The sequence below is a fragment of the Clostridium sp. TF06-15AC genome (assembly GCF_003481165.1).
Classification (GTDB): domain Bacteria; phylum Bacillota; class Clostridia; order Lachnospirales; family Lachnospiraceae; genus Otoolea; species Otoolea fessa.
In genome coordinates, this window is sequence record NZ_QUKS01000002.1 from 456,613 (window position 1) to 478,898 (window position 22,286).

The following is a 22,286-nucleotide window of genomic DNA, read 5'->3' on the forward strand; positions in this document are numbered from 1 at the left end:
GAGGATTCAGATATGAACAACAATCATGTTTATGATATGCTCGTGGTGGGCGGCGGCCCGGGCGGCTACACCTCCGCCCTGTACGCGGTCCGGGCGGGGCTGGACACCGTCGTGCTGGAAAAGCTGTCTGCTGGCGGGCAGATGGCCCTGACCGAGCAGATCGACAACTACCCCGGCTTTGAGAACGGGATCGACGGCTTCTCTCTGGCGGAGAAGATGCAAAAGCAGGCGGAGCGTTTTGGGGCACGCAGCGAATACGCGGAAGTTCTCCGCATGGATCTGACGGCGGTTCCCAAGCTCGTGGAGACCAGCGAGGGGATCTTCCGGGGGAAAACCGTGGTGCTGGCCACCGGCGCAGACCCCAGAACGCTGGGCGTTGCCGGAGAGACGGAGCTGTTGGGCCGGGGCGTGGCCTACTGCGCCGCCTGCGATGGGATGTTTTACAAGGACAAAACGGTGGTCGTGGTGGGCGGCGGCAATTCCGCCGCGGCAGATGCCCTCCTTCTCAGCCGCGTGGCGAAAAAGGTGATCCTCGTCCACCGCAGAGACACCCTGCGGGCCACCAAGATCTATCAAGAGCCACTGGAACAGGCCGAAAATGTGGAATTCCGCTGGAACAGCACCGTTTCCGCGCTGCTTTCCGGGGACAGGCTGACCGGCGTACGCCTGCGGGACACCGTCACCGGTGAGGAAAGCGTGGTGGACTGCGACGGCGTATTTGTCAGCGTGGGTCGACAGCCCGCCACGGCGCTGGCGGTGGGTCAACTGGCGCTGGACGGCGGCGGCTATATCGTGGCCGGAGAGACCACGGAAACCAGTATTCCCGGCGTTTACGCCGTGGGCGACGTGCGGACGAAGCCCCTCCGTCAGGTGGTCACCGCCGTGGCGGACGGCGCGGTGGCAGTCCACATGGCGGAGAAATATATCGCGGAAAACCGATAAGGAAGGTAGATTGAAAAAGCCATGTTTAAGGTCAGGCCGGATACGACCGCAGTGGGGATGCCGACATATCTGCAAGGAAAACTGCCAGAGTGATGGCAGATAAGATCACCCATGTAAGATCGGGAGATATGTTGTCTCTCCATATCCAGTCCACGCAACAGTGAGCAACTGAACACAAAACACAGCCACAGATGTACTCTGCGGCTGTGCTTTTATGCATAGTACTTACGGAAAGGATTCGATGAGCAGATTTCTGTGATACGGATTTTGGATTCTCGCAGAGAGGAATTTCGATTGAGTAAAGCATATGAGCAGAAAATTGACGTGGTAAATGTCATTACTGCTCCAGAAATTGAAATGCTGATTATTCATGCAGAAGGAGCATATGATCAGTTTAAGCGTTCTGGAAAAAAACAAGCGAATTTTGTAAAACAAATCTTCGGATGCATGATGTGAAGTCGTATGAGATAGAATCGTCTTCGATGCCTCGGTGGGAAACCAACGAGGTATTTTTTTTGCCCCAATCCGACTGCATAGGACACTGAAAAAAATCAAAACAAACCATATGTAGTCCTGCAAGGACAACCAAAGTGCGCCTACGAGGCCAACGCGAAACCGGAGGATTCTTGTTAAACTTACTTTGTAAGGACGAAAGTCCGGATGTCCCTTGAAAACTGAATACTCATTCTTCAGGTACATTCCTGTTTGGTCGAGCCATCGACTGCACGCCATGAAGCCCATCGGGGCGATAGCGGTTTCGCAGAAGCAAATGCCGGATTGCAACCGGCGGCGGTGCTAAAGCCAGACAGGGACAATGATACTTCCGTAATTCGCGGTCCGGCCATAAGGAAGGCGGGATGGTTAAATTCCAATGGAGCAGTGAAGCACACTGCCGCCTGTGAGAAATCCTACATCTCTGGGGTGATAAGAAAAAGTACAGAGAAACCATATTTTCAGAAAGCACTGCTGGGTTCTGTATCAGCATGATACCTGGCAGGCTTTATCCATATCAGTGTATGGAGATTGGAGACAACAGAAAATGAAAGAAAACTGGGTTTATCGGCGAGGTGATTTATATCTCGCCAATCTCGGTGTTCCGGTTGGATCAAAGCAGGGCGGTGTTCGTCCTGTTGTGGTTCTTCAGAATGATGCCGGTAATTATTATGCGCCGACAATCACGATTGCTCCGCTGACATCGAAAATTGAGAAGAAGCGAAAGCAGCCAACGCATTTCTTTCTCCGTAAAGCAAAGGGACTGGCAAAACCGTCTATGGTATTGGCAGAACAGCTCGACACCTGCGACAAGATATGCGTGATTCGCTATCTTGGGCGGGTAAGTAAGGGGCAGATGCGTGGGATCGACGAAGCTGTAAGGATTCAGCTTGGTTATTACATTCCGGAACAGGCAGAGAAAAAAAGACAGGGCAAATGCCGAAAGGAAGGCGAAGAAGGCGATGGATAAACTGATTACAAGGAAGGAAGCAGCCAGTATACTGGGAATCAGCGTAAAAACGCTGGATGCTGCAAGAACAGACGGTTTGATCTCCTATGTTCAGTATGTGGAAAACGGCTGTGTTTATTTCACAGAAGTGGGGATTCAGGAGTACATTGCAAAATGTACGCACCGTGCAAAACCGATGGAACGTGCTGCGACATATCGCAAACCTCGAAGCTTTCGGCGGTGAAAATCGACATCGTTGAGTATAGACGATGAATCCGCAATAATGAAAGCATCAACAGGATTGGAGGTAATGATATGGCGGCAAGAAGAATGGTGCTTCCCGATTATGGTACGGTGAGTATGAAGGGAACGCAGTATTATCGAACCCGTGTAACAGATCAGCAGGGACGGCGGGTTTCCTTATATGCAAGAACGAGAGAGGAACTGTACCAGAAGGAACAGGAAGCAATTCAGCAGATTGAGAACAAGACGTATCGCCGCAGTACACCCACGGTGGAAGAGTATTGCGAGAAATGGCTGCTGATGCAGTCGGCACAGATCAGGATGACAACGCTGATTGACTATACATCGAAGGTGAAGAACTACATCATCAAGCCCTTGGGCGATATGCACATGGGAGATGTAACAGCGGATGACATTCGCCTGGCATTGTTGGCGGCATCGAAAAAGTCGGCATCCGTGTACAAATCCGTGAATGTTATATATAAATGTATTTTCGCGGCAGCAATGGAGAGTAAGATCATTGATGAGAATCCGACCATCTATCTGAAGAAGAATGTGGGAGGAATTCCCCAGAAGGAACGTCTCCCGCTTACGGATGAGCAGGTGGATAAGCTGCTGGATGCCATTTACGGCTTGCCGCCGTATGTGTTTGTAATGCTGGGGCTGTACGCAGGATTGCGGAGAGAAGAAATCCTCGGACTTCAATGGGATTCGGTGTATCTTGATTGCGAGGCTCCGTACCTTACCGTTCGGAGAGCCTGGCATACGGAGCGTAATCGTCCGGTGATTCTGACAGAGCTGAAAACAAAGGCAGCGCATCGGAATGTCCCTCTGCCGGACAATCTTCTGGAATGTCTGAAAGAGGCGAAGAATACATCGACATCGGATTATGTGGTTGCAAACCGGGATGGAGACCCGTTGTCCTATACGCAATTCAAGAGATTATGGCAGTATATCGTAACCCGTACCACCAAGGAACGCTGCTATTATCGCTATGAAGATGGCAAGAGGGTAAAGCATACGGTGAAGCCGGTTCTGGGGCAAAAGGCGGCACACAATGGAAATGTGGTTTACAGTCTGGACTTTGAGGTGACTCCGCATCAGCTGCGGCACACCTATATTACGAATCTGATTCATGCTTCGGTTGATCCGAAGACAGTTCAGTATCTTGCCGGTCATGAAAGCAGCAAGATCACCATGGATATTTACGCCAAGGTGAAATACAATCGCCCAGAGCAGCTCGCAGGAGTGCTGGAAGATGCTTTTGCATCGTGGGATTAAGAGTAAATCAGAAAAAACTTAGGGCAGGGATGGTCAAAAATCCCTGCCCTTTTTACATACATTCGACATCCTTGAAGGAAGTGGTGTACGCCATGATAATAAAAGTGACAACACGCAATATATGAAGATAGACGAGGAGGAGAACACATGGCTAAAGGAAAAAAGCGTCCTGCTGAACTTCCGGAATACGGAACAGTGATGATGAAAGGGGTACAGTATTATCGTACCCGAATTACAGATGCAGACGGAAAGAGAGTGGCAATCTATGGGCTGACACGCGAAGAATTGTATGACCGGGTGGAAGATGCCCAGAAGAAAATTGCAGAAGTGGTTTTCCACAGAGAGAATCCGACCGTGGAAGAGTACTGCAAAAAATGGCTGCTGATGCGGTCTGGAACAGTAAGAACCAATACGTTGGAGGGATACGAGCGGATGGTGAATCGGTACATCGTGGGTCCAATTGGACAGATGTATATGGATGAGGTGACCACAGATGACCTGCGGCTGCTGATGGTTCCGCTATCAAAAGGTTCTTCCGGAATGTATGGTCAGCTTAATATGCTGATTAAGAACATTTTTAATTCGGCAGAAGAGAGCAAGGTGATCAAAGAGAATCCATCCAAAACGATTTGCGCAAGAGGAGGAAAGCCTGCGAAACGGCGCGAAGCTTTGACGGATGAACAGACTGCCATTTTGCTGGATAGCATTCGTGAGCTACCACCGTATGTTTTCGTAATGATCGGCTTGTACGCGGGATTGCGTAGAGAAGAGATTCTTGGATTGAAATGGGACTGCGTATTCCTGGATGAAAAAACGCCGTACATTTCTGTAAGGCGTGCATGGCATGTGGAAGGCGGTGAGCCGGTGGTCAACACACTTTTGAAGACTCCGGCAGCGAAGCGAGATGTTCCGATTCCCAAATGCCTGGTAGCCTGTCTCAAGGAAGCAAGGGAAAAATCAGAATCGGAATATGTGATCTCCAATTCAAAGGGAACTGTTTTGACGGAAGCACAGTTTGTGAGGGTCTGGAAGTACATAACAGTCCGTTCCACCGCAGAACGCTGTTATTACACCTATGTAAATGGGCAGTCCATCAAGCATAGAATAAAGCCAAGGCTTGGTGAGCATCAGCCGAACAATCCCAAGCTGGTGTATACGATGGACTTCAAGGTGACTCCGCACATGCTGCGGCACACCTACATCACCAATCTGATTTACAAAGGTGTTGATCCAAAGACGGTGCAGTATTTGGCAGGCCATGAGAACAGCAAAACGACTATGGACATCTATGCGAAAGGCAAGTATAATAAACCTGAGAAATTAAGCAGCGTTGTGAATGCTGCATTCGGGCTGCGTTAAACGGCACCAAAAATCTCGCGATTTCGTGGGTTTACCTATGGGTTTACTGAGAGAGGGAAGCCTGAAAAAACGCATGAATACTGGACTTTTGGGATCAAGGTCAGGTGAATACGGTCTCAAAGCAGCTCGTCGCGCTCCGCAGTTCAGCAAGCGATAATCGACTGCTCAGACTATATCAAAATGGTTCAAAAACCCCGGAAAATCAAGGTTTTCCGGGGTTTTCTTATACCTAAATGGGCTGATATAGTTTGACCAAATTTGGCAAAACGAGAGCCGTTTTCACCCAATTTTTAGTGGTTAAATATAGGACAACCGCCAAAAATGGGGTCAAAAAACGTCCTTAGTGGTTAAAAAGTAGGACAACCAGAGAGCAATTTCGGGGGTATTTTTGAGGGCAATTTTGGCACTCTCAGACACCAAATTTTTCGCCGGAGAGTTTGGCATAATCTGACCAAATCTGAACAATTAAATACGATTCTAATGCAGGTACTCAGTAACAAATAACTGGGTGCTTTTTTCATTTCAGGGAAAAAGATTCCTGCATTAGAAAGGGTCGTCACTTTATGATTTTGAAGTGGCGGCTTTTTCTATTTCCAGAAGCAATAGCAACAATTAGAAATGAGGTGAAGTCAATGAACACGCAAATCATTGCCATTGCCAACCAGAAAGGTGGCGTTGGCAAGACAACGACCTGTGCCAACTTGGGAATCGGGCTGGCGCAGGCCGGAAAGAAAGTCCTGCTGATCGACGGGGACCCGCAAGGGAGCCTGACAATCAGCCTGGGCCATCCCCAGCCGGACAAGCTGCCCTTTACGCTGTCGGACGCTATGGGGCGTATCCTGATGGATGAGCCGCTTCGTCCCGGCGAGGGTATCCTGCACCACCCAGAGGGTGTAGACCTGATGCCTGCGGACATCCAGTTGGCGTGGCTGTGCTTATTACCTATTCCTCGCAGAATGGTGCGATTTTGCTGGTTATAGCTTTTTTGATTAGCCCGATGGGATTGCCGCTGGCGGCGATCTGGCTGTTGGGTAAGGCGCAGGATTTGAAATTTGCGATCCAGGATTGGATGTATGGGTAAATGATGTGAATATAATCTGGAATGAAAAGAAGCAGGACAATGGGAGATGAGACCCAATGCCCTGCTTCTGGGTTATTTGGAATGAACGGTAGTGTATTTCTGGTTTTTGCTTTTGGGTTTGTCTGGAAACATCATTTCAAGTTTACCAGAAGATAATAAAGGCTTGAGGTAATATTTGCTGAAGTGAGAACGGCTGGAAACATCAATATATGCTTGCATTTCATCTCGACTTTTAGGATCTGCACAAAATTCCAATAGCAAGTTTTGCTTGCTGATCACAGATGTATCATGTGCGCCATCATGTGCGGCATCATGTACGGAAGCACCGCACATGTTGTAGTTTACATTTTTCAAGATGACTCTGAAATCTGTCGCTGTTGAGAAAAATTCGGGCTTATATGCCTCTGTGTATCCAGGCAGCTTTTCGGTTTCACTGACGATTTTGCGTATGCCACTTCCACGGCGTTCCATATACTTCATGCGGTGGAACAGGTCAGCAATCACAGGGTTTCGTCGCATGGAACGGATACTGTAAATATCGTATTCCTGAATTGAGCCGCCGCCAAACATACCGCCCGGAGATGTGATTTCCACCCGATCATCAAACATATCAATATGGATTTCGCTGCCAAGCACAATATAATCACGATGGATAAGCGCATTAACAAGAGCCTCTGTCACAGCTCGTTCAGCATAATCCGTCTTGTCTACACGATACTGTGCCTTTTTGACAAAACGGACTTTGGAATTATTGCGAATAAATTCACTGCCGCTGTTCAGTAAATAAATCAAATTTCCCTCGTATTCTTTATCGTCCAGCGCATCATCAAAGATAGAGCCTTTTTCCAAGCCATTCCACCGGATACAGAACATACGGGAGTTATAAACCGTGAGCTGATCGGTCATGAGTTTTCCGGCATTGGTCAGGAGTCCATCAATAAGGAAGATGATATGGTGGAAAGCAAGTCTGAAAATGGCTTGCTTTTTACTTTAAAATGATGTTAAGTGATGATAAAGAAAATTGAATTTCACAAAGAAAATAAAAATAATCGGATTTTATGTTTTACATAAATTTAACACACTTTTGCTTTTTTCGAATTGATTATGTTAGGTCTTTTTGTTATACTGTACTACAATACTATTTGAGAGGAGGAATATTTAACATGGACGAAAGTGATAATGATTCTGAAGCGAACCAATTCAATAGAATTTTTATTTATATATCGCAAGGCATGGACTATGTATTCGGAACATAGACCATGTCTTTTGTTGCTTTTAAGTAAGTGTGATATTTAGATAATTTTATTGTAGAAAGGTTTTATTTATGAGTACATCAATTTTTATTCTTTTAGTAGTGCAGATTATTTTAATTATATTAAACGCGATTTTTGCGAGTGCAGAGATCGCTGTTTTATCAATGAATGAAACAAAGCTAGAACGAATGGCAGAACAAGGTAATGGTCGGGCAAAGAGATTAGTACGATTAACGCAAGAGCCGGCACGATTTCTTGCGACAATTCAGGTTGCAATCACATTGTCGGGATTTTTAGGAAGTGCTTTTGCAGCAGATAATTTCTCAGAACCTTTAGTTGATTGGGTTGTTGGGATGGGTGTGAATATTCCACGTTCTACTTTAGATACCATAGCTGTTATATTGATTACATTGATTTTATCATATTTCACGTTGGTTTTTGGCGAATTAGTTCCAAAGAGAATCGCAATGAAAAAATCTGAAGAACTGGCAATGGGGATTTCAGGATTGGTTACGGGAATCTCTATCCTATTTAAGCCAATCGTTTCATTTCTTTCAATATCAACAAATATTGTCTTGAGGATTTGTGGTATTGATCCAAATGAAGCGGAAGATCAAGTAGGTGAAGAAGAAATACGTATGCTTGTTGATGCGGGAAGTGAAAAAGGAACAATAGATCATCAAGAAAAAGAGTTTATTCAAAATGTTTTTGAATTTAATGATATTATGGCTGGTACGATTGCTACACATCGAACAGATGTGACAATATTATGGATGTCTGATGATGTGAAGGAGTGGGATGAAACGATCCACAATACACGACATACCCTTTATCCCGTCTGTGGAGATTCGATAGATCATGTTATTGGTATTTTAAATGCAAAAGACTATTTTAGATTAAAAGAAAAAAGTAAGGATATGGTTATAGATTCTGCAATTTCTGCACCATACTTTGTTATGGAAACTACAAAAGCAGATGTGCTTTTTAAAAATATGAAACAATCGAAGCAATCTATGGCGATTGTATTAGATGAGCATGGTGGAGTGGTTGGAATAGTAACTCTTTTTGATTTATTAGAAGAAATTGTTGGCGATTTAAACGATATTGAACCAATATCGTCGGAAGAAGAAACTGTTATTATAAGAATAAGCGATAACAAGTGGGAAGTGAAAGGAAATATACGATTAAGTGATATTGAAGACGCTATAGGTGTTACATTTACAGCAGAAGATTGTGACACATTTACTGGATTTGTATTTCAAAAATTTGGTATGGTACCAAAGGATGGCGATACAAAAATAGAATTAGAAATAGAAAATATGCATATAATCATTGACAAAATAAAAGAGCATCAAGTTGAACATGCAATTATAGAAATTTTAGAATAAAAATTTTGAAATCGCATTTGCAAATTATTTTAGTCATGAGGTGCTCAGCGAAGCTATCAGCTCTGTCTGGTGCAGTGCCCCGCTGAGTGCAGACTGGAAAAAGCGTATAGACGAGGACTACAAAAAGCGCGGAGGCCGCAAACGCAAGTAAAGTTTTTTGAAGCCGGGGTGATGATTCACTCCGGTTTTTTCTTCCGAATCAGACGATACGGAGTACGGAAAGGTTAGCTATGCGCGTTTTCATATGCTTTTCGGATACCGTCCGGCAAGCGGTCAGGAATCAGTTCCTTTAATCTGTCCTCACTGCCGTCTTTGATTGCCTGCTCATAGTACCAGCATTTGAATTTCAGCATATCCAGTGTGCGGTTCATCTGCTCAAGCTCTGCCTCCATGTGCGACCGTTGCTCCTCAAACAGTGCCTTGCGTTGCGGATAGGTGGACGGTCCTTCTACACACCAATCCATGAACTGCCGGATGTCCTTGATCTCCATGCCAGCTTTTTTCAGGCATTCAATGACCCGGAGTGCTTCAATCTCCGTGTCCCCGAATTTGCGGATGCCGGATACTCGCTCCATGTTCGGAAAAAGTCCCTGCTTGTCATAATAGCGCAGCGTGGAGATGGGCAAGCCGAACATCTTTGCCACCTGTCCGATTGAATACATAAATTTCCCTCCAAAAATTTTTGAAAAATATCTTGACCTAAAGTCAAGTTTATGAATTACGATGAGAATAACACAAAAAATATAAAAATGCAAGGAGTGTTCTACGATGAATAAAAAGGTACTAATCATTTCCTCAAGTCCCCGTAAGGGCGGCAACTCCGAAACGTTGGCGGCAGCATTTGCCAAGGGTGCACGGGAGGCAGGCAATCAGGTAGAAACCGTATATCTGCGGGAAAAGCAGATTGGTTTCTGCAAGGGCTGCCTTGCCTGTCTGAAGTTGGGGCACTGCGTCATCCAAGACGATGCTGTGGAAATTGCCGCCAAAATGCACGATGCAAATGTGCTGGTGTTCGCAACGCCTGTCTACTATTACTGCGTCAGCGGTCCGCTCAAGACTATGCTGGACCGTGCCAACCCATTGTTTGATACGGACTACGCCTTTACGAAAGCCTATCTGCTTGCAACGGCGGCAGAGAACACACCAGAAACCTTTTCGGGCACAGAGAAGGCCGTGCAGGGCTGGGTGGACTGTTTTCCACGCTGTGCGTTGGTTGGCACAGTGTTTGCAGGCGGTGTAAACGGCGTGGGAGAGATCGTAGGTCATATTGCACTGGATCAGGCCTATCAGATGGGCAAGGAGGTGTGAGCCATGGCAATCAAACAAACGGCAGGCAGAGAGGCTCTGGGGGAATTTGCTCCTAAATTTGCGGAATTGAATGATGATGTGCTGTTCGGGCAGGTGTGGAGCCGGGAAGACAAGCTTTCCCTGCGAGACCGCAGCATTGTAACTGTGGTGGCGCTGATGGCGCAGGGACTGACGGATTCGTCCTTTCAGTACCATCTGACAACTGCGAAGAACAACGGCGTGACGAAAATGGAAATTGCGGAGATCCTGACACATGCGGCATTTTATGCGGGCTGGCCAAAGGCGTGGGCAGCCTTCCGCATGGCAAAGGAGGTATGGGCGGAGAACGATGCCGCCGATGCAAAGGCCAAGCATCAGAATGAAATGGTCTTTCCCATCGGCGCACCCAATGACGACTTTGCGAAATATTTTGTCGGGCAAAGCTATCTCGCACCTCTTTCTAAGCAGCAGGTTGGCATTTACAATGTGACCTTTGAACCCGGCTGCCGCAACAACTGGCACATTCATCATGCAAAAAACGGCGGCGGACAGATCCTCGTCTGCGTAGCCGGGCATGGTTACTATCAGGAATGGGGCAAACCGGCACAGGAGCTGCGCCCCGGCGATGTGGTAAATATTCCTGTGGGCGTAAAGCACTGGCACGGCGCTGCGCCGGATAGCTGGTTCTCTCATCTGGCGGTAGAGGTTCCGGGCGACGAAACCTCCAATGAATGGTTGGAGGTCGTGAACAATACAGTATATTTTAAGGCAACAGGCAAGGAGGTCTGAATATGGAAAAACTGAATCTGACACAGAAATGGGACAAGGTGTTCCCGAAAAGCGACAAGGTGGATCATAAAAAAGTGACCTTTCATAACCGCTACGGCATCACACTGGCGGCGGATATGTATACGCTGAAGGGCGCAGAGGGCAAGCTGCCCGCCATTGCCGTCAGCGGTCCGTTCGGTGCGGTAAAGGAGCAGTCCTCCGGTCTGTATGCACAGAAAATGGCGGAGCTTGGCTTCTTGACGGTTGCCTTCGACCCGTCCTATACCGGCGAGAGCGGCGGTATGCCCCGCTATGTAGCATCGCCGGACATCAACACCGAGGATTTCTGCGCAGCGGTAGACTTCCTCTCCGTGCAGGAGAATGTTGACCCGGAGCGCATCGGTATCATCGGTATCTGCGGCTGGGGCGGCATGGCGCTCAATGCCGCAGCCATTGACACCCGCATCAAAGCTGCCGCCGCTATGACCATGTACGACATGACCCGTGTAACTGCCAACGGATATTTTGATGCTGAGGATTCTGAGCAGGCACGCTATGAGAAGAAAAAAGCCATGAATGCACAGCGCACCATGGATTATAAAAACGGAAGCTATGCGCTGGCGGGTGGCGTAGTTGATCCGCTGCCGGAGGACGCACCGCAGTTTGTAAAGGACTATTATGCCTACTATAAGACTCCGCGAGGCTACCATCCCCGCAGCCTGAACTCCAACGGCGGCTGGAATGTGACATCCTCGCTGTCGTTCCTGAATATGCCAATCTTGCAATACAGCAGCGAGATCCGCTCTGCCGTGCTGCTGGTACACGGGGAAAAGGCACACTCCCGCTATTTCAGCGAAACAGCGTACAGCAAGCTGACCGGCGATAACAAGGAATTGCTCATTATCCCTGGTGCAAATCACACTGACCTTTACGATCAGATGGACATCATTCCGTTTGAAAAGCTCAACGCATTCTTTACGGCGTATTTGAGATAAAGCAGCATATTATGTGTTTTTGCGTAAGCATCTGGAGGAAAGCATATATCTGGTTTCTGCTGTTTCTACGTCGGATGTACTGAAACGAAATACAGCCTCTTTACGCTGTGCGGTCGAGAATGATGTGTTTGCCTCGCTGCCGCAGGATTCGCTTTTGGTCGAGTTGGGAATGGGGTATTAGGCGCAATATAACTGCTGACGGCGTTGAATCTTGGTGGCTAACTTGGTGGATAGCTTGGTGAGTGTCACCATCTAAGTTATCATGGGTTGCGTCATAGAACTTATCATTGGCTGTGCCCATGATAGAGTGCTTTTTCATTTCTGCGGAAAGAAAAATGCACCCGGCGTTTGTACCGAGTGCATTTTCTTACTTTCCAAATAAATCGCTGTGCGTTCCTGTTCGGGATAATGTCAAGACGAGCAAATCATTCTCAATCCGATAGACCAATAGCCAATCCGGCTGAATGTGACACTCACGATGCCCGACTCAGTTTCCGGTTAAAGCGTGGTCTTTATTCTTTTCTGGAAGCTGTTCGCTGCTTACCAGTTTGCGAATGATGTCGTCCAGAAGGTCAATATCAAGATGACGTTTCATCGCCAGCTTGTAGTCCTTCTTAAATTGATTTGTCCAAACAATATCTAAATGCGCACTCATTCTTTTAACGCCCTCAATGCTTCCTCTACATCAGAGTAGCGTTTTACAGAAGGACCACGAGCAATGCGTTCTGCTTCCAGCATTGCTGCCATTGTTTCCTTGTTCGGCTGCTCCATACGAACATCAAAAGGAAAACCGCCGACGCGGAGCGACTGGCGAAGAAACACATTGATAGCGGTAGTAAGGTTGATGCCTAATTCACCATACAGTGCTTCGCACTGTTTTTTGATGTCGCTGTACATACGGACACTGAAATTAGTTGTGGTAGCCATGAATGTCAACTCCTTTCCTTGCTATTGCACTTATATTATATGTTAATTGCATTGCATAGTCAATCTATTAGACACAAAATTCACAGAAAAGTCCACAATTATTTTTGGAGGAACAGCCTATTGAATGTGTGCATCATAGGTCGTGATTATGATGGATCATGTGCTGTATCATGTGCGGAAACACCGTACATGATATAATTTGCGTTTTTCATATAACCCTGAAGCCAGTTGCTGTTGAGGAAGTGCCAAAAACAATTTGGAAAATAAAAACGGAAAATCCGTTTTTTGAGGGAGGGACGAAAATGGAAACTGAAAAAGTATATGCCATGCCATTTGCAAAAATATATCCCAAGCTAGTGGATGAGCTGGCTAAGGGCAAAGCGATGGAGAAGATCAAGCGGACAAACAAATGAGGGAGGGGAAAGCAGCCTATTACACACCGACAGAGAATGTGGTATAATCCTTGAGAAAACATTGTATGGAAAGGACAAACACGATGAACGCTCTGGATATTATGAAACGCCCTGCCGCCTACGTAAGCGGCTATGAAAACACCCCCACGGAGGAACAGAACCGTGCAAAGCAACTGTGCTGGGAGTACAACCGCACCGCTCCCAACGAACAGGAAAAGCGGCGCAGCATCCTGCAGACCCTGCTGGGCACCTGCTCTTCCATGACCGGTATTCAACCGGATTTCCACTGTGACTATGGCTTCAACATCCATACCCACGGCTTGGCGGTCATCAACTATAACTGTGTCATTCTGGATACCTCTCCGGTAAACATCGGAGCAGGTGCCTTTATTGCCCCCGGCGTATGCCTTGCCTGCTCTGGTCATGCCATCGACCCGGAGCAGCGCAGCCACGGCATTGGAACCTCAGCACCTATTACGCTGGAGGAAAACGTCTGGATCGGTGCAAATTCCACCGTCTGCGGCGGCGTTACCATCGGGGCAGGCTCGGTTATCGGGGCGGGAAGCGCCGTCACCCATGACATTCCCGCCGGTGTCATCGCAGCAGGGGTGCCCTGCAAGGTGATCCGCCCCATTACCGAAAAAGATAAGTTCAAGCCGGAGGATATTCTGTTCTGAGAAATTCAGATCGGAAACGCTGAAAAACATACGCACAAGCTCTCCAGGGACATTTTTGTTTTTCGCCATGCTTTTCTGCGGGGAGAAGGCATGGTATACTGGGAATGACAATTCGGGATTTGTGAAATCCACATATTTTAAGAAGGAGTCTTCGCTTATGCGAAAGCTCCTTTTCTGCACACCTTACTTTTTCAGCTTTAAGCCATCTTGGAATGCTTCGCCCACACGCTCGGCGACTTTATTGCCGGACTCTACGCCGAAAAATTCAAATCTTATACATCTATTTTTATACAAGAGATTCGCAAAGAAAGGGGCTTTTTATTATGAGTAAAAAATTAGTAGCATTTTTCAGTGCAAGCGGAACAACAAAAAAAGTAGCAGAGATGATTGCAGAGGAAGCAAAAGCTGATTTATTTGAGATTGAGCCAAAAGTTCCATATACAAAGGCTGATCTTGACTGGATGGATAAAAAATCTCGGAGCAGTATGGAAATGAGTGATAAGAAATACAGACCGGAGATCATGAAGAAAGAGATAGATATGAGCTCTTATGATGAAATTCTTCTGGGATTCCCTATCTGGTGGTATGTAGCTCCAACAATTATCAATACATTTTTGGAAGCCTATGATTTCAGCGGTAAAAAGATCGTCCTTTTTGCAACATCCGGTGGAAGTGGATTCGGTAATACTGTAAAAGAATTGCAGCCATCCGCACCAGAGGCTGTTATCACAGAAGGCAGTCTGTTAAATCGCGGAACAAAACAGAAAGTCAGTGAGTGGGTAAATTCTTTATAAACAGCAGTGTTATGGAAGTATACAGAATATGGAAAAAATAGTACAGACAGCAGGAAGAAATGCGCTTGGCGAATTTGCGCCGGAGTTTGCACATTTTAACGAAAGGGCATAATTTTTTCATTCGTTCTTGACAAGTAACCATTCGGTAACTATAATGTAGTTACCGAATGGTTACTTTGATAAAGGAGGTAATTATGGCGGTCATCTTCCGAAAGCTGACAGATTCTGATGAGGATGCTATGCAGCTGGCGCTGGAGTTCTATGGGCCGATGTATCTTTTATACAGTGCCTACGACGGTGCAGAGGAAAAGGAATCGGTTTCTTCCTTGCTGGCAACACACATTGATCGCTTTATTGCCAAGATTGAGGCTGGTTACAGAGCAGAAGCTGCCGGGACAGCTGTTTTGAGCAGGAGGAATAACGGATGAACTATATTCGGATCACAAAAGAAAATATTGACAAGGAACATATCTGCTGCGCCATGTCTGGCAAGCAGAGTGTTGCAAAAAAGGAATGGCTGCGGCAGCGCTTTGATGATGGACTTGTTTTCTATCGCAGCGAGGAGCGCGGCAAATGCTTTATCGAATACATTCCAGCTGAAAACGCCTGGGTGCCGATTGCGGCAGATGGTTATCTTTACATTAACTGTCTATGGGTATCCGGCTCCATGAAGGGACACGGATACTCAAATGATCTGCTGGAGGCATGTATCTGTGATGCCAGGGCGCAGGGAAAGAAAGGTATTTGCATTCTGTGCGCGGAGGGCCGAAAGCGGGAATTCCTCGCTGACCCGAAATTCCTTACTTATAAGGGTTTCCGTGTGGCAGACATATCCGACTGCGGGATCAATCTTATGTATCTTCCCATTGAATTGGGTGCACAACCGCCGTATTTCAAGGAATGTGCGAAACATCCGGTGATTGAAGAAGCAGGTTTTGTTCTTTATTACACCGATCAATGCCCATATACCTATTATTGGGTGCCAAGAGTGCAGGAGGCGGCGAAGGAACATGGTATCCCGTTTAAGGTTATCCATATCACTGATAAAGAAAGCGCACAGAATGTATCTGCACCGGTCACGACCTATGCTCTGTTTCGGGACGGTCAGTTTCTGACACAGAGTATCCAGTCAGATAAAAAATTCCTAGCACTGGCAGGTTTACAAAATTGATTTTACTCCGCTATTTTTGTGTCGCTTTTGAGTCGCAACATAAACGCTCCGCGAGGATGTGCAGTGATTTTGTAGAATATGCATTTTTACTTGCAGATAGGAATTTTCTGAACTGAAAATTCCGTATGATATCGTACCGGCAGCAGATTTTTCCGATTTGGAATGCGAAGCATCGGCACGCTTCTGTTTGTCGAACTTTACGGAGATATTGATGCGATCACCCCAAAGGGTGTTGCGAAGGATATCCCTGAACGCTTTGCGTTGTTCAGCGCTCTGTTTATTCGTCTCTGGATTTGGGTCCTGACACCGTTGTAATACACAATAAAGCTATCGCGCGATTCACAAGGAGTGAGTATAAAGCCCTGCAAAAGTGCTTTCGGATTTAAAAAAGGGATTCTGATACTGACAGAAAGGAAAAACATGGAGAAAAAATTACAAAATCCAACCTCTAACAAAAATGAAACACCCGCACCGCAGGGAGGCAAATGGCCGGACGAGACGATCATTCGTTATATCATCCGTGCTTTTTTGCTGCTTATTGTATTCGCATGGGCGCTGGTAAACCTTGACGCTGTTTTGTGTTTTCTCGGCAAGGTGCTTGCACTGTTCACTCCGTTTCTGATCGGCGGCGCGATTGCTTTTTTGATCAACGTAGTTCTTCGGCCGATAGAATGCTGCTGGAACAAGGCGTGCCGCAAAGCTCCTGCAAAGCTGACCCGCCCCGTGTGCCTGACAGCAAGCACCGTGCTTATCCTTGGAATTCTATTTGCTGTGGTATTTATGATGCTCCCCAGCTTGCGGGAATCCGGCGATGAGTTTATCCAAAACATTCCGGTCTATGTGGAGGAAATCGGGCGGTGGTGGGCTGGCGTTGTCCAGTTTGCTGCAAAATATAACATTGTCCTGCCCGAATATGTCATAGACTCTGACCTGTTGATTGAGAAAGTCACCGCCTTGATCAGTGACGAGAAAAGCGGGATTCTCACCGTGACATGGGGCGCGGCAACCTCTGTCCTGTCGGTTTTTGTAGACGTTCTCTTGGGATTTGTTTTTGCACTTTATCTGCTTGCAAAGAAGGAGACCGTCGCGGCACATTTGAAAAAACTCATTGAGACAGTCCTTCCGCAAAAGACGGCGCAGCGGCTTCTTAGTATTGCCGCGCTGACCAATCAGACCTTCACAAATTTTGTCAGCGGGCAGCTTACCGAAGCGGTTATCATCGGTGTTCTGTGCTTCTTTGGAATGCTGATTCTTGGGGTTCCGTATGCCGGTGCTGTCTCCGCGTTTGTGGCCGTCACTGCGCTGATGCCGATTTTTGGCGCATGGATTGGCGGCGGCTTTGGTGCGTTTTTGATTCTGCTGGCAGAACCTGGCAAGGCTCTGTGGTTCATTCTCTTTCTGATCGTTTTGCAGCAGGTGGAGGGCAATCTGATTTATCCCAAGGTGGTCGGCAAGTCCGTCGGACTTCCTGGACTGCTTGTGCTGATGGCTGTTACGATTGGCGGCGAAGCATTCGGCATCTTAGGGATGCTGTTCAGCGTTCCCGTCTGCGCCGTGCTGTTCAGCCTTTATCTGGAGTTCATGAAGAAAGCAAGCACCCATTAAGTTGTGGTCTGTGTGAAACTTCTTTCATTAGTTCTTGACAAGTAACCATTCGGTAACTATAATAAAGTTACCGAATGGTTACTTTGATAAAGGGGATAATTATGGCAGAGGGTACAAAAGAACGGATTTTGAGAACAGCACTGGAACTGTTTGCGCAGAACGGCTATCTGGGGACATCTATGAATGATATTGCAGGGCAGTTGGGAATTACGAAAGCCGCCTTATATAAGCACTATGCCAGCAAACAAGAAATCTTAGATAAGATCGTGGAGCGAATGAATAAGATGGACTATGAGCGCGCTGAGGCGTATGAAATGCCGGAAACGGAACCAGACGGCTTTGCGGAAGCATATCTGCATACACCAATTCAAAAAATTCGCACATACAGTCTTGCCCAGTTTGACCATTGGACAAAGGAAACGTTTTCCTCCAATTTTCGTAAAATGCTGACGCTGGAGCAATACCGTGATCCAAAGCTTGCACAGCTTCACCACGACTATCTGGCGGGCGGTCCTTTGGAGTATATGGCGGCCATCTTCCGCAAGCTGGCAGATTCTGATGAGGACGCTATGCAGCTGGCGTTGGAGTTTTATGGGCCAATGTATCTTTTATACAGTGTCTACGACGGTGCAGAGAAAAAAGAATCGGTTTCTTCCTTATTGGCAACACACATTGATCGCTTTATTGCAAAGGTTGAGTCTGATTACAGAAAGAAGGAAAGAACAACATGAAAGATGGCGAAGAAGAAAAACGCTGGGTTTTATGTCCGTGCTGCGGTGCCAAGACGCGCTTGCAGATATTGCGGGAGACGGAATTAGTAACTTTTCCTCTGTTTTGCCCCAAATGCAGGCATGAGAGTATTATCAATGCAAAAAATTTTATCATTGAAACCAAACAGCCAGACGCTAGGACGCAGTGCTGATCGCAAAGCCGGTCATGCGCTGCGTCCTTTTTTTGAAGGAGGAGTACAATGGATGCAATTATTTACACCACCAACACTGGAAGTACCGAGCAGTATGCCAAGATATTGGCGCAGAAAACTGGGCTTCCGGCGTATACCCTTGCAGAAGCGAAAAAACAGATTTTTGCCAAAGCGGAGGTTGTCTATCTTGGCTGGATCATGGCAGGCTCTGTCAAAGGGTATGACGAAGCTGCGAAGCGTTATCGGGTGTGCGCCGTCTGCGGCGTCGGCATGGGACAAACCGGAACACAGATAGAAAGCGTGCGGAAAAAGTCAGCGATTCCAGCCAACATTCCGCTGTTTACCCTGCAAGGAAACTTTGATGTGAAAAAGCTCCACGGCATTTACCGCCCTGTGATGGAGATCATGGTCAAGACAGTAGGTAAAAGTCTGGCAGCAAAGAAAGACCGCACGACGGAGGAGAACGATATGCTGGATATGATGCTTCATGGCGGCGAGCGGGTCAAGGCGGAAAATCTAAGCGCTGTTCTCGATTGGTATAGTGCGGTAGGGGTTAGACAAGACCAATCAACATGCTATTGTTATGCCGATGCAAAAATGAAAAAGATGTGTGAGAAGAAAGAAGGAGAAGAAGTTATGTCAGAAAAGAATATTATCATTCGCCCGGAAACAAAAGACGATTACAGAGCCGTCGAAAACCTGACCCGCGAGTCATTCTGGAATGTTTACCGGCCCGGCTGTATGGAGCACTATGTGCTGCACTGTTATCGGAATGACCCGGCATTTGTGCCGGAGCTGGATTTTGTGATGGAACTGAACGGTGAGCGGATCGGGCAGGTCATCTATGTGCGGTCGGAGATCGACTGTGACGATGGAAGAAAGGTGCCGATTATGACCTTTGGCCCCATTGGCATCACACCCGCATACAAGCGGCAGGGTTATGGAAAGCAGCTGCTCGACTATTCCATGGAAAAAGCCAGGGAGATGGGGGCAGGGGCGCTTGCCATTACCGGCAATATTGACTTTTACGGCAAGTCTGGATTTGTTCCTGCTAAAACTAAGGGCGTGCGGTATGCTGACGACCCGGAGGCGGACTATTTTCTCATCAAAGAACTGAAGCCCGGATTTCTGGACGGCATCTCCGGCACTTACAAAGACCCGGAGGGGTATTTTGTCTGTGAGAAAGATCCGGAGGGCTTTCAACAGTTTGAAGCCACTTTTCCAGCAAAAGAAAAGCAGAAGCTGCCGGGACAGCTGTTTTGAAAAGGAGGAATAATGGCATCCAGTAAAGAGTATCTTCATTTCATTTTAGGACAGCTATCGGATTTGGAAGCGGTTTCTTACCGGTCGATGATGGGGGAGTTTATCCTCTACTATCGAGGTAAAATTGTCGGTGGGATATATGATGACCGGTTGCTTGTAAAGAAAACAAGATCCGCTTTGGAACTTATGCCTGCGGCAATCTGTGAGCTCCCCTATGAGGGGGCAAAAGAAATGCTGCTGGTGGATGAAGTTGACAATAAAGAGTTTCTTACGAAGCTGTTTGAGTCAATGTGCGATGAATTGCCATTACCAAAACAAAAACGAAAGAACAATGGAGTACGGTAGAAACCGCACTCACAGAAAAAAGAAAGCAAAATGGGTAACAAGGGTGCAGGATGCGGGTGCTACTTTGACCGATGCAGGACTTGCCGGTTTGCGAATGATGTCGTCCAGAAGGTCAATATCAAGATGACGTTTCATCGCCAGCTTGTAGTCCTTATTTATTTCTGGATTTCTGCAAGTGCTTTTTTAAACTGTACGGTAAATAAAACGGATGTAAAGAGTATCGCAACAATATCAGCGATTGGCTCTGCCGTATATACGCCTACGGTTGGATTGGATACAAGGTGAGGCATGATATAGATAAGCGGGAGCAATAATACAAATTTTCGTACAACCGCAACGATGATGGAGTTGACTGCTTTATCGAGAGAGGTAAATGTCATCTGGCATGCAATCTGGATACCAAAGAGGAATAAACCGCCCAGATAGATTTTCAGCATAGGTGCCGTAAAATCAACGAGACTTGCATCAGCCGTAAAAATGCTTACAAACATTCGCGGAACAAGCTGTACAGCGGTCCAGAGCGATATGGAATAGGTTAAACAGGTAATCAGCAGTAACCGGAACGTTTTCTTAACCCGGTCTGCATTTTTTGCTCCGTAATTATAGCTGGAAATAGGCTGTGATCCCTGGGCAATTCCCTGAAGGGGCAGCATAGCAAACTGCATCACACTGGTTAAAATCGTCATGGCTCCCACGGCAATATCTCCGCCATAACGGAGCAGGGATGAATTAAAGCAGACCGTTACAACACTTTCACTGGACTGCATAATGAAAGTGGCAAGTCCAAGTGCAACACAGGGAAGAATGATCTTTGAATCAAGGCGCATATTTTTTTTCCTAAGATGAAGCTGTGTTTTTTCGCCGCAAAGGAAAAGAATGACCCAGATGGTGGAAATCGCCTGTGCCAGGACGGTTGCCAGGGCTGCACCTTTTACACCCATGTGAAGGCCAAAGATGAATACAGGATCTAACGTAATATTGCAAATAGCACCGATCAGAACGGAAACCATCGAAATGGTTGTGAAGCCCTGGGCGGTAATAAAAGCATTCATACCAAGGGTCAGCTGAACAAACAGTGTACCGATCGCATAGATGTGCATATAATCGACAGCATAGCGGATGGTATTTTCACTGGCACCGAAAGCCAGTAATAAATCTTCACTCCAGATTAACAGAACGGCAGTCAGAATAAAGGAAATAACAATCTGAAGAACGAAGCAGCTGCCCAATATTTGCTCGGCTGATTCATTGTCCTGTTTTCCCATGGAAATAGAGGCTCTTGGTGCACCGCCGGAGCTGACCAGCGCCGCAAAAGCAGAGACGATCATGATGATTGGCATACAGACTCCGACTCCGGTAAGAGCCAGGCTGCCATTGCCAGGAATGTGACCGATATAGATTCGGTCAACGATATTATAAAGCATATTGATAAGCTGGGCGATTACGGTCGGAATAGACAGCTTGAGAAGCAATTTTCCGATAGGTTCCGTACCCAGGAAATTTTTGTTATCCTGCATGGATGTTCCCTCCTTTGTTTTTCGATAGTACATTGCGTTATTCATTCAGTATCTGGCGTGCATTCACCGCCATAGAGTCAATGATTTCTTTGTAAATGTATATCTGCTCTTCGGGTATATCCCGGGTGAGTTTCTGCTTGAAATTCTGCTGCATTTCCAGTCCGGCGTTAAGAATGGGCCGGGCCTTTTCCGTGCAGGACAGTAAAATCTTTCGTCTGTCTCCGACCACAGTTCCCCGCTGCAGATAACCGGCCGTTACCAGTTTATCAACATGGACGGACACCAGATTCTTTTTTATGTTCCGAAACTCGCTTATTTGCTGGGCCGTACATAATTCGGGATTGTTATTAAGAAACATTAAAATGTCAAAGGATACCTGCGGAATATCAAATGCGTGAAGAACCGGTTCACACATTTTATTGTAAGCATTTAATACATCACGAAAAAAGGCAATAAATGTGAATGGATTCATTCTATAGACCCCTCCTTTAAATGGTATTTTTTTGAACTGTATCAAATGATACTACAGAGCGTAGAGAAAGTCAATATAGGTTAAGGGGAGAAAGCAAAAGGATACGTATGCGTGAACAGTAACACGGTAACCGAAAAGGGCG

24 protein-coding genes and 4 pseudogenes are annotated in these 22,286 nt (G+C 46.7%); 22 read left to right on the plus strand and 6 right to left on the minus strand.

Translation table 11 applies throughout. From position 1 onward, the window contains the following. Positions 1-12: 12 nt before the first annotated feature. From trxB to DXC57_RS06735, 8 genes and pseudogenes are all read left to right on the plus strand, one after another. On the plus strand, positions 13-942 hold the full coding sequence (gene trxB, locus DXC57_RS06680; RefSeq protein WP_118651671.1) for a thioredoxin-disulfide reductase: 930 nt from the start codon (positions 13-15) through the stop codon (positions 940-942). A 294-nt stretch (positions 943-1,236) separates the two neighbouring features. Then, the gene (locus tag DXC57_RS06685) at positions 1,237-1,398 is read left to right on the plus strand and encodes a hypothetical protein (protein ID WP_233430214.1); all 162 of its coding nucleotides are present in this window, start codon (positions 1,237-1,239) and stop codon (positions 1,396-1,398) included. 583 nt (positions 1,399-1,981) lie between these two features. Continuing rightward, positions 1,982-2,404, plus strand: coding sequence for a type II toxin-antitoxin system PemK/MazF family toxin (locus DXC57_RS06695; protein ID WP_117484750.1), 423 nt, complete (start codon positions 1,982-1,984; stop codon positions 2,402-2,404). Beyond that, the gene (locus tag DXC57_RS06700; RefSeq protein ID WP_002576363.1) at positions 2,397-2,627 is read left to right on the plus strand and encodes a hypothetical protein; all 231 of its coding nucleotides are present in this window, start codon (positions 2,397-2,399) and stop codon (positions 2,625-2,627) included. The genes DXC57_RS06695 and DXC57_RS06700 overlap by 8 nt, the downstream gene beginning before the upstream one ends. Positions 2,628-2,698: 71 nt before the next feature. Further along, a complete protein-coding gene (locus tag DXC57_RS06705; RefSeq protein ID WP_118651675.1) occupies positions 2,699-3,907 on the plus strand; it encodes a site-specific integrase in 1,209 nt (402 codons plus the stop codon). Between the two features lie 147 nt (positions 3,908-4,054). Beyond that, complete coding sequence (locus tag DXC57_RS06715) at positions 4,055-5,266, plus strand: site-specific integrase (protein WP_118651677.1); 1,212 nt, start codon at positions 4,055-4,057, stop codon at positions 5,264-5,266. 632 nt (positions 5,267-5,898) lie between these two features. After that, positions 5,899-6,192, plus strand: a pseudogene (locus DXC57_RS06730) (AAA family ATPase); the annotation flags it as partial. After that, positions 6,186-6,347: pseudogene (locus tag DXC57_RS06735) on the plus strand (CD1845 family protein); the annotation flags it as partial. The pseudogenes DXC57_RS06730 and DXC57_RS06735, both read left to right, overlap by 7 nt. A gap of 72 nt (positions 6,348-6,419) precedes the next feature. Here DXC57_RS06735 and DXC57_RS06740 read toward each other — a convergent pair. After that, positions 6,420-7,283, minus strand: a pseudogene (locus tag DXC57_RS06740) (ATP-binding protein); the annotation flags it as partial. Positions 7,284-7,671: 388 nt separating this feature from the next. Between DXC57_RS06740 and DXC57_RS06745 the strand changes: the two are divergent. After that, entirely contained in the window at positions 7,672-8,988 is a 1,317-nt protein-coding gene (locus DXC57_RS06745; protein ID WP_107000749.1) for a hemolysin family protein, read from the plus strand. A gap of 224 nt (positions 8,989-9,212) precedes the next feature. Here the strand turns inward: DXC57_RS06745 and DXC57_RS06750 are convergent, their stop codons facing one another. Then, complete coding sequence (locus tag DXC57_RS06750; RefSeq protein ID WP_118651679.1) at positions 9,213-9,650, minus strand: MerR family transcriptional regulator; 438 nt, start codon at positions 9,648-9,650, stop codon at positions 9,213-9,215. Between the two features lie 106 nt (positions 9,651-9,756). Here DXC57_RS06750 and DXC57_RS06755 point away from each other — a divergent pair, with 106 nt between their 5' ends. Genes DXC57_RS06755 through DXC57_RS06765 form a run of 3 tightly spaced genes read left to right on the plus strand, consistent with a single transcriptional unit; the run spans position 9,757 to position 12,038 of the window. Then, entirely contained in the window at positions 9,757-10,296 is a 540-nt protein-coding gene (locus DXC57_RS06755; protein WP_118651681.1) for a flavodoxin family protein, read from the plus strand. 3 nt (positions 10,297-10,299) lie between these two features. Further along, positions 10,300-11,064: a carboxymuconolactone decarboxylase family protein gene (locus DXC57_RS06760; RefSeq protein WP_118651683.1), complete on the plus strand. Its 765-nt coding sequence runs from the start codon at positions 10,300-10,302 to the stop codon at positions 11,062-11,064. After that, positions 11,061-12,038: an alpha/beta hydrolase gene (locus DXC57_RS06765; RefSeq protein ID WP_207665176.1), complete on the plus strand. Its 978-nt coding sequence runs from the start codon at positions 11,061-11,063 to the stop codon at positions 12,036-12,038. The genes DXC57_RS06760 and DXC57_RS06765 overlap by 4 nt, the downstream gene beginning before the upstream one ends. Positions 12,039-12,405: 367 nt before the next feature. Here DXC57_RS06765 and DXC57_RS06780 read toward each other — a convergent pair. Next, positions 12,406-12,693: pseudogene (locus DXC57_RS06780) on the minus strand (type II toxin-antitoxin system YafQ family toxin). Next, positions 12,690-12,965 (minus strand): type II toxin-antitoxin system RelB/DinJ family antitoxin, encoded by a 276-nt coding sequence (locus DXC57_RS06785; RefSeq protein WP_118651689.1) that lies wholly within the window; start codon positions 12,963-12,965, stop codon positions 12,690-12,692. Before DXC57_RS06785 ends, DXC57_RS06780 begins: the two are co-directional and overlap by 4 nt. Before the next feature lie 302 nt (positions 12,966-13,267). On the opposite strand from DXC57_RS06785, the gene DXC57_RS15695 reads away from it, so the two are divergent. From DXC57_RS15695 to DXC57_RS06850, 10 genes are all read left to right on the plus strand, one after another. Next, a complete protein-coding gene (locus tag DXC57_RS15695; protein ID WP_243101340.1) occupies positions 13,268-13,378 on the plus strand; it encodes a DUF2200 domain-containing protein in 111 nt (36 codons plus the stop codon). 83 nt (positions 13,379-13,461) lie between these two features. After that, positions 13,462-14,055, plus strand: a complete 594-nt coding sequence (locus DXC57_RS06795) for a sugar O-acetyltransferase (protein ID WP_118651693.1) — start codon at positions 13,462-13,464, stop codon at positions 14,053-14,055. 323 nt (positions 14,056-14,378) lie between these two features. Beyond that, a complete protein-coding gene (locus DXC57_RS06800) occupies positions 14,379-14,849 on the plus strand; it encodes a flavodoxin (RefSeq protein WP_118651695.1) in 471 nt (156 codons plus the stop codon). Between the two features lie 194 nt (positions 14,850-15,043). Continuing rightward, positions 15,044-15,277 (plus strand): hypothetical protein, encoded by a 234-nt coding sequence (locus DXC57_RS06810; RefSeq protein WP_243101342.1) that lies wholly within the window; start codon positions 15,044-15,046, stop codon positions 15,275-15,277. Then, on the plus strand, positions 15,274-16,020 hold the full coding sequence (locus DXC57_RS06815; RefSeq protein WP_118651697.1) for a YoaP domain-containing protein: 747 nt from the start codon (positions 15,274-15,276) through the stop codon (positions 16,018-16,020). The genes DXC57_RS06810 and DXC57_RS06815 overlap by 4 nt, the downstream gene beginning before the upstream one ends. 420 nt (positions 16,021-16,440) lie before the next feature. Then, positions 16,441-17,625: an AI-2E family transporter gene (locus DXC57_RS06825; RefSeq protein WP_118651699.1), complete on the plus strand. Its 1,185-nt coding sequence runs from the start codon at positions 16,441-16,443 to the stop codon at positions 17,623-17,625. 101 nt (positions 17,626-17,726) lie between these two features. After that, positions 17,727-18,356, plus strand: a complete 630-nt coding sequence (locus DXC57_RS06830) for a TetR/AcrR family transcriptional regulator (RefSeq protein ID WP_118651701.1) — start codon at positions 17,727-17,729, stop codon at positions 18,354-18,356. Beyond that, positions 18,353-18,547, plus strand: coding sequence for a cysteine-rich KTR domain-containing protein (locus DXC57_RS06835; protein WP_118651703.1), 195 nt, complete (start codon positions 18,353-18,355; stop codon positions 18,545-18,547). Before DXC57_RS06830 ends, DXC57_RS06835 begins: the two co-directional genes overlap by 4 nt. 48 nt (positions 18,548-18,595) lie before the next feature. Then, positions 18,596-19,810, plus strand: coding sequence for an N-acetyltransferase (locus DXC57_RS15880; RefSeq protein ID WP_347501843.1), 1,215 nt, complete (start codon positions 18,596-18,598; stop codon positions 19,808-19,810). 12 nt (positions 19,811-19,822) lie between these two features. Then, on the plus strand, positions 19,823-20,155 hold the full coding sequence (locus DXC57_RS06850; RefSeq protein WP_118651705.1) for a TfoX/Sxy family protein: 333 nt from the start codon (positions 19,823-19,825) through the stop codon (positions 20,153-20,155). A 155-nt stretch (positions 20,156-20,310) separates the two neighbouring features. On the opposite strand, the gene DXC57_RS06855 is transcribed toward DXC57_RS06850, so the two are convergent. Continuing rightward, positions 20,311-21,672 carry an MATE family efflux transporter gene (locus DXC57_RS06855; RefSeq protein ID WP_118651707.1) on the minus strand — a complete coding sequence of 454 codons (1,362 nt, stop codon included), beginning with the start codon at positions 21,670-21,672 and terminating at the stop codon, positions 20,311-20,313. A 37-nt stretch (positions 21,673-21,709) separates the two neighbouring features. Next, positions 21,710-22,144, minus strand: coding sequence for a MarR family winged helix-turn-helix transcriptional regulator (locus tag DXC57_RS06860; protein ID WP_118651709.1), 435 nt, complete (start codon positions 22,142-22,144; stop codon positions 21,710-21,712). Between the last annotated feature and the right edge of the window lie 142 nt (positions 22,145-22,286).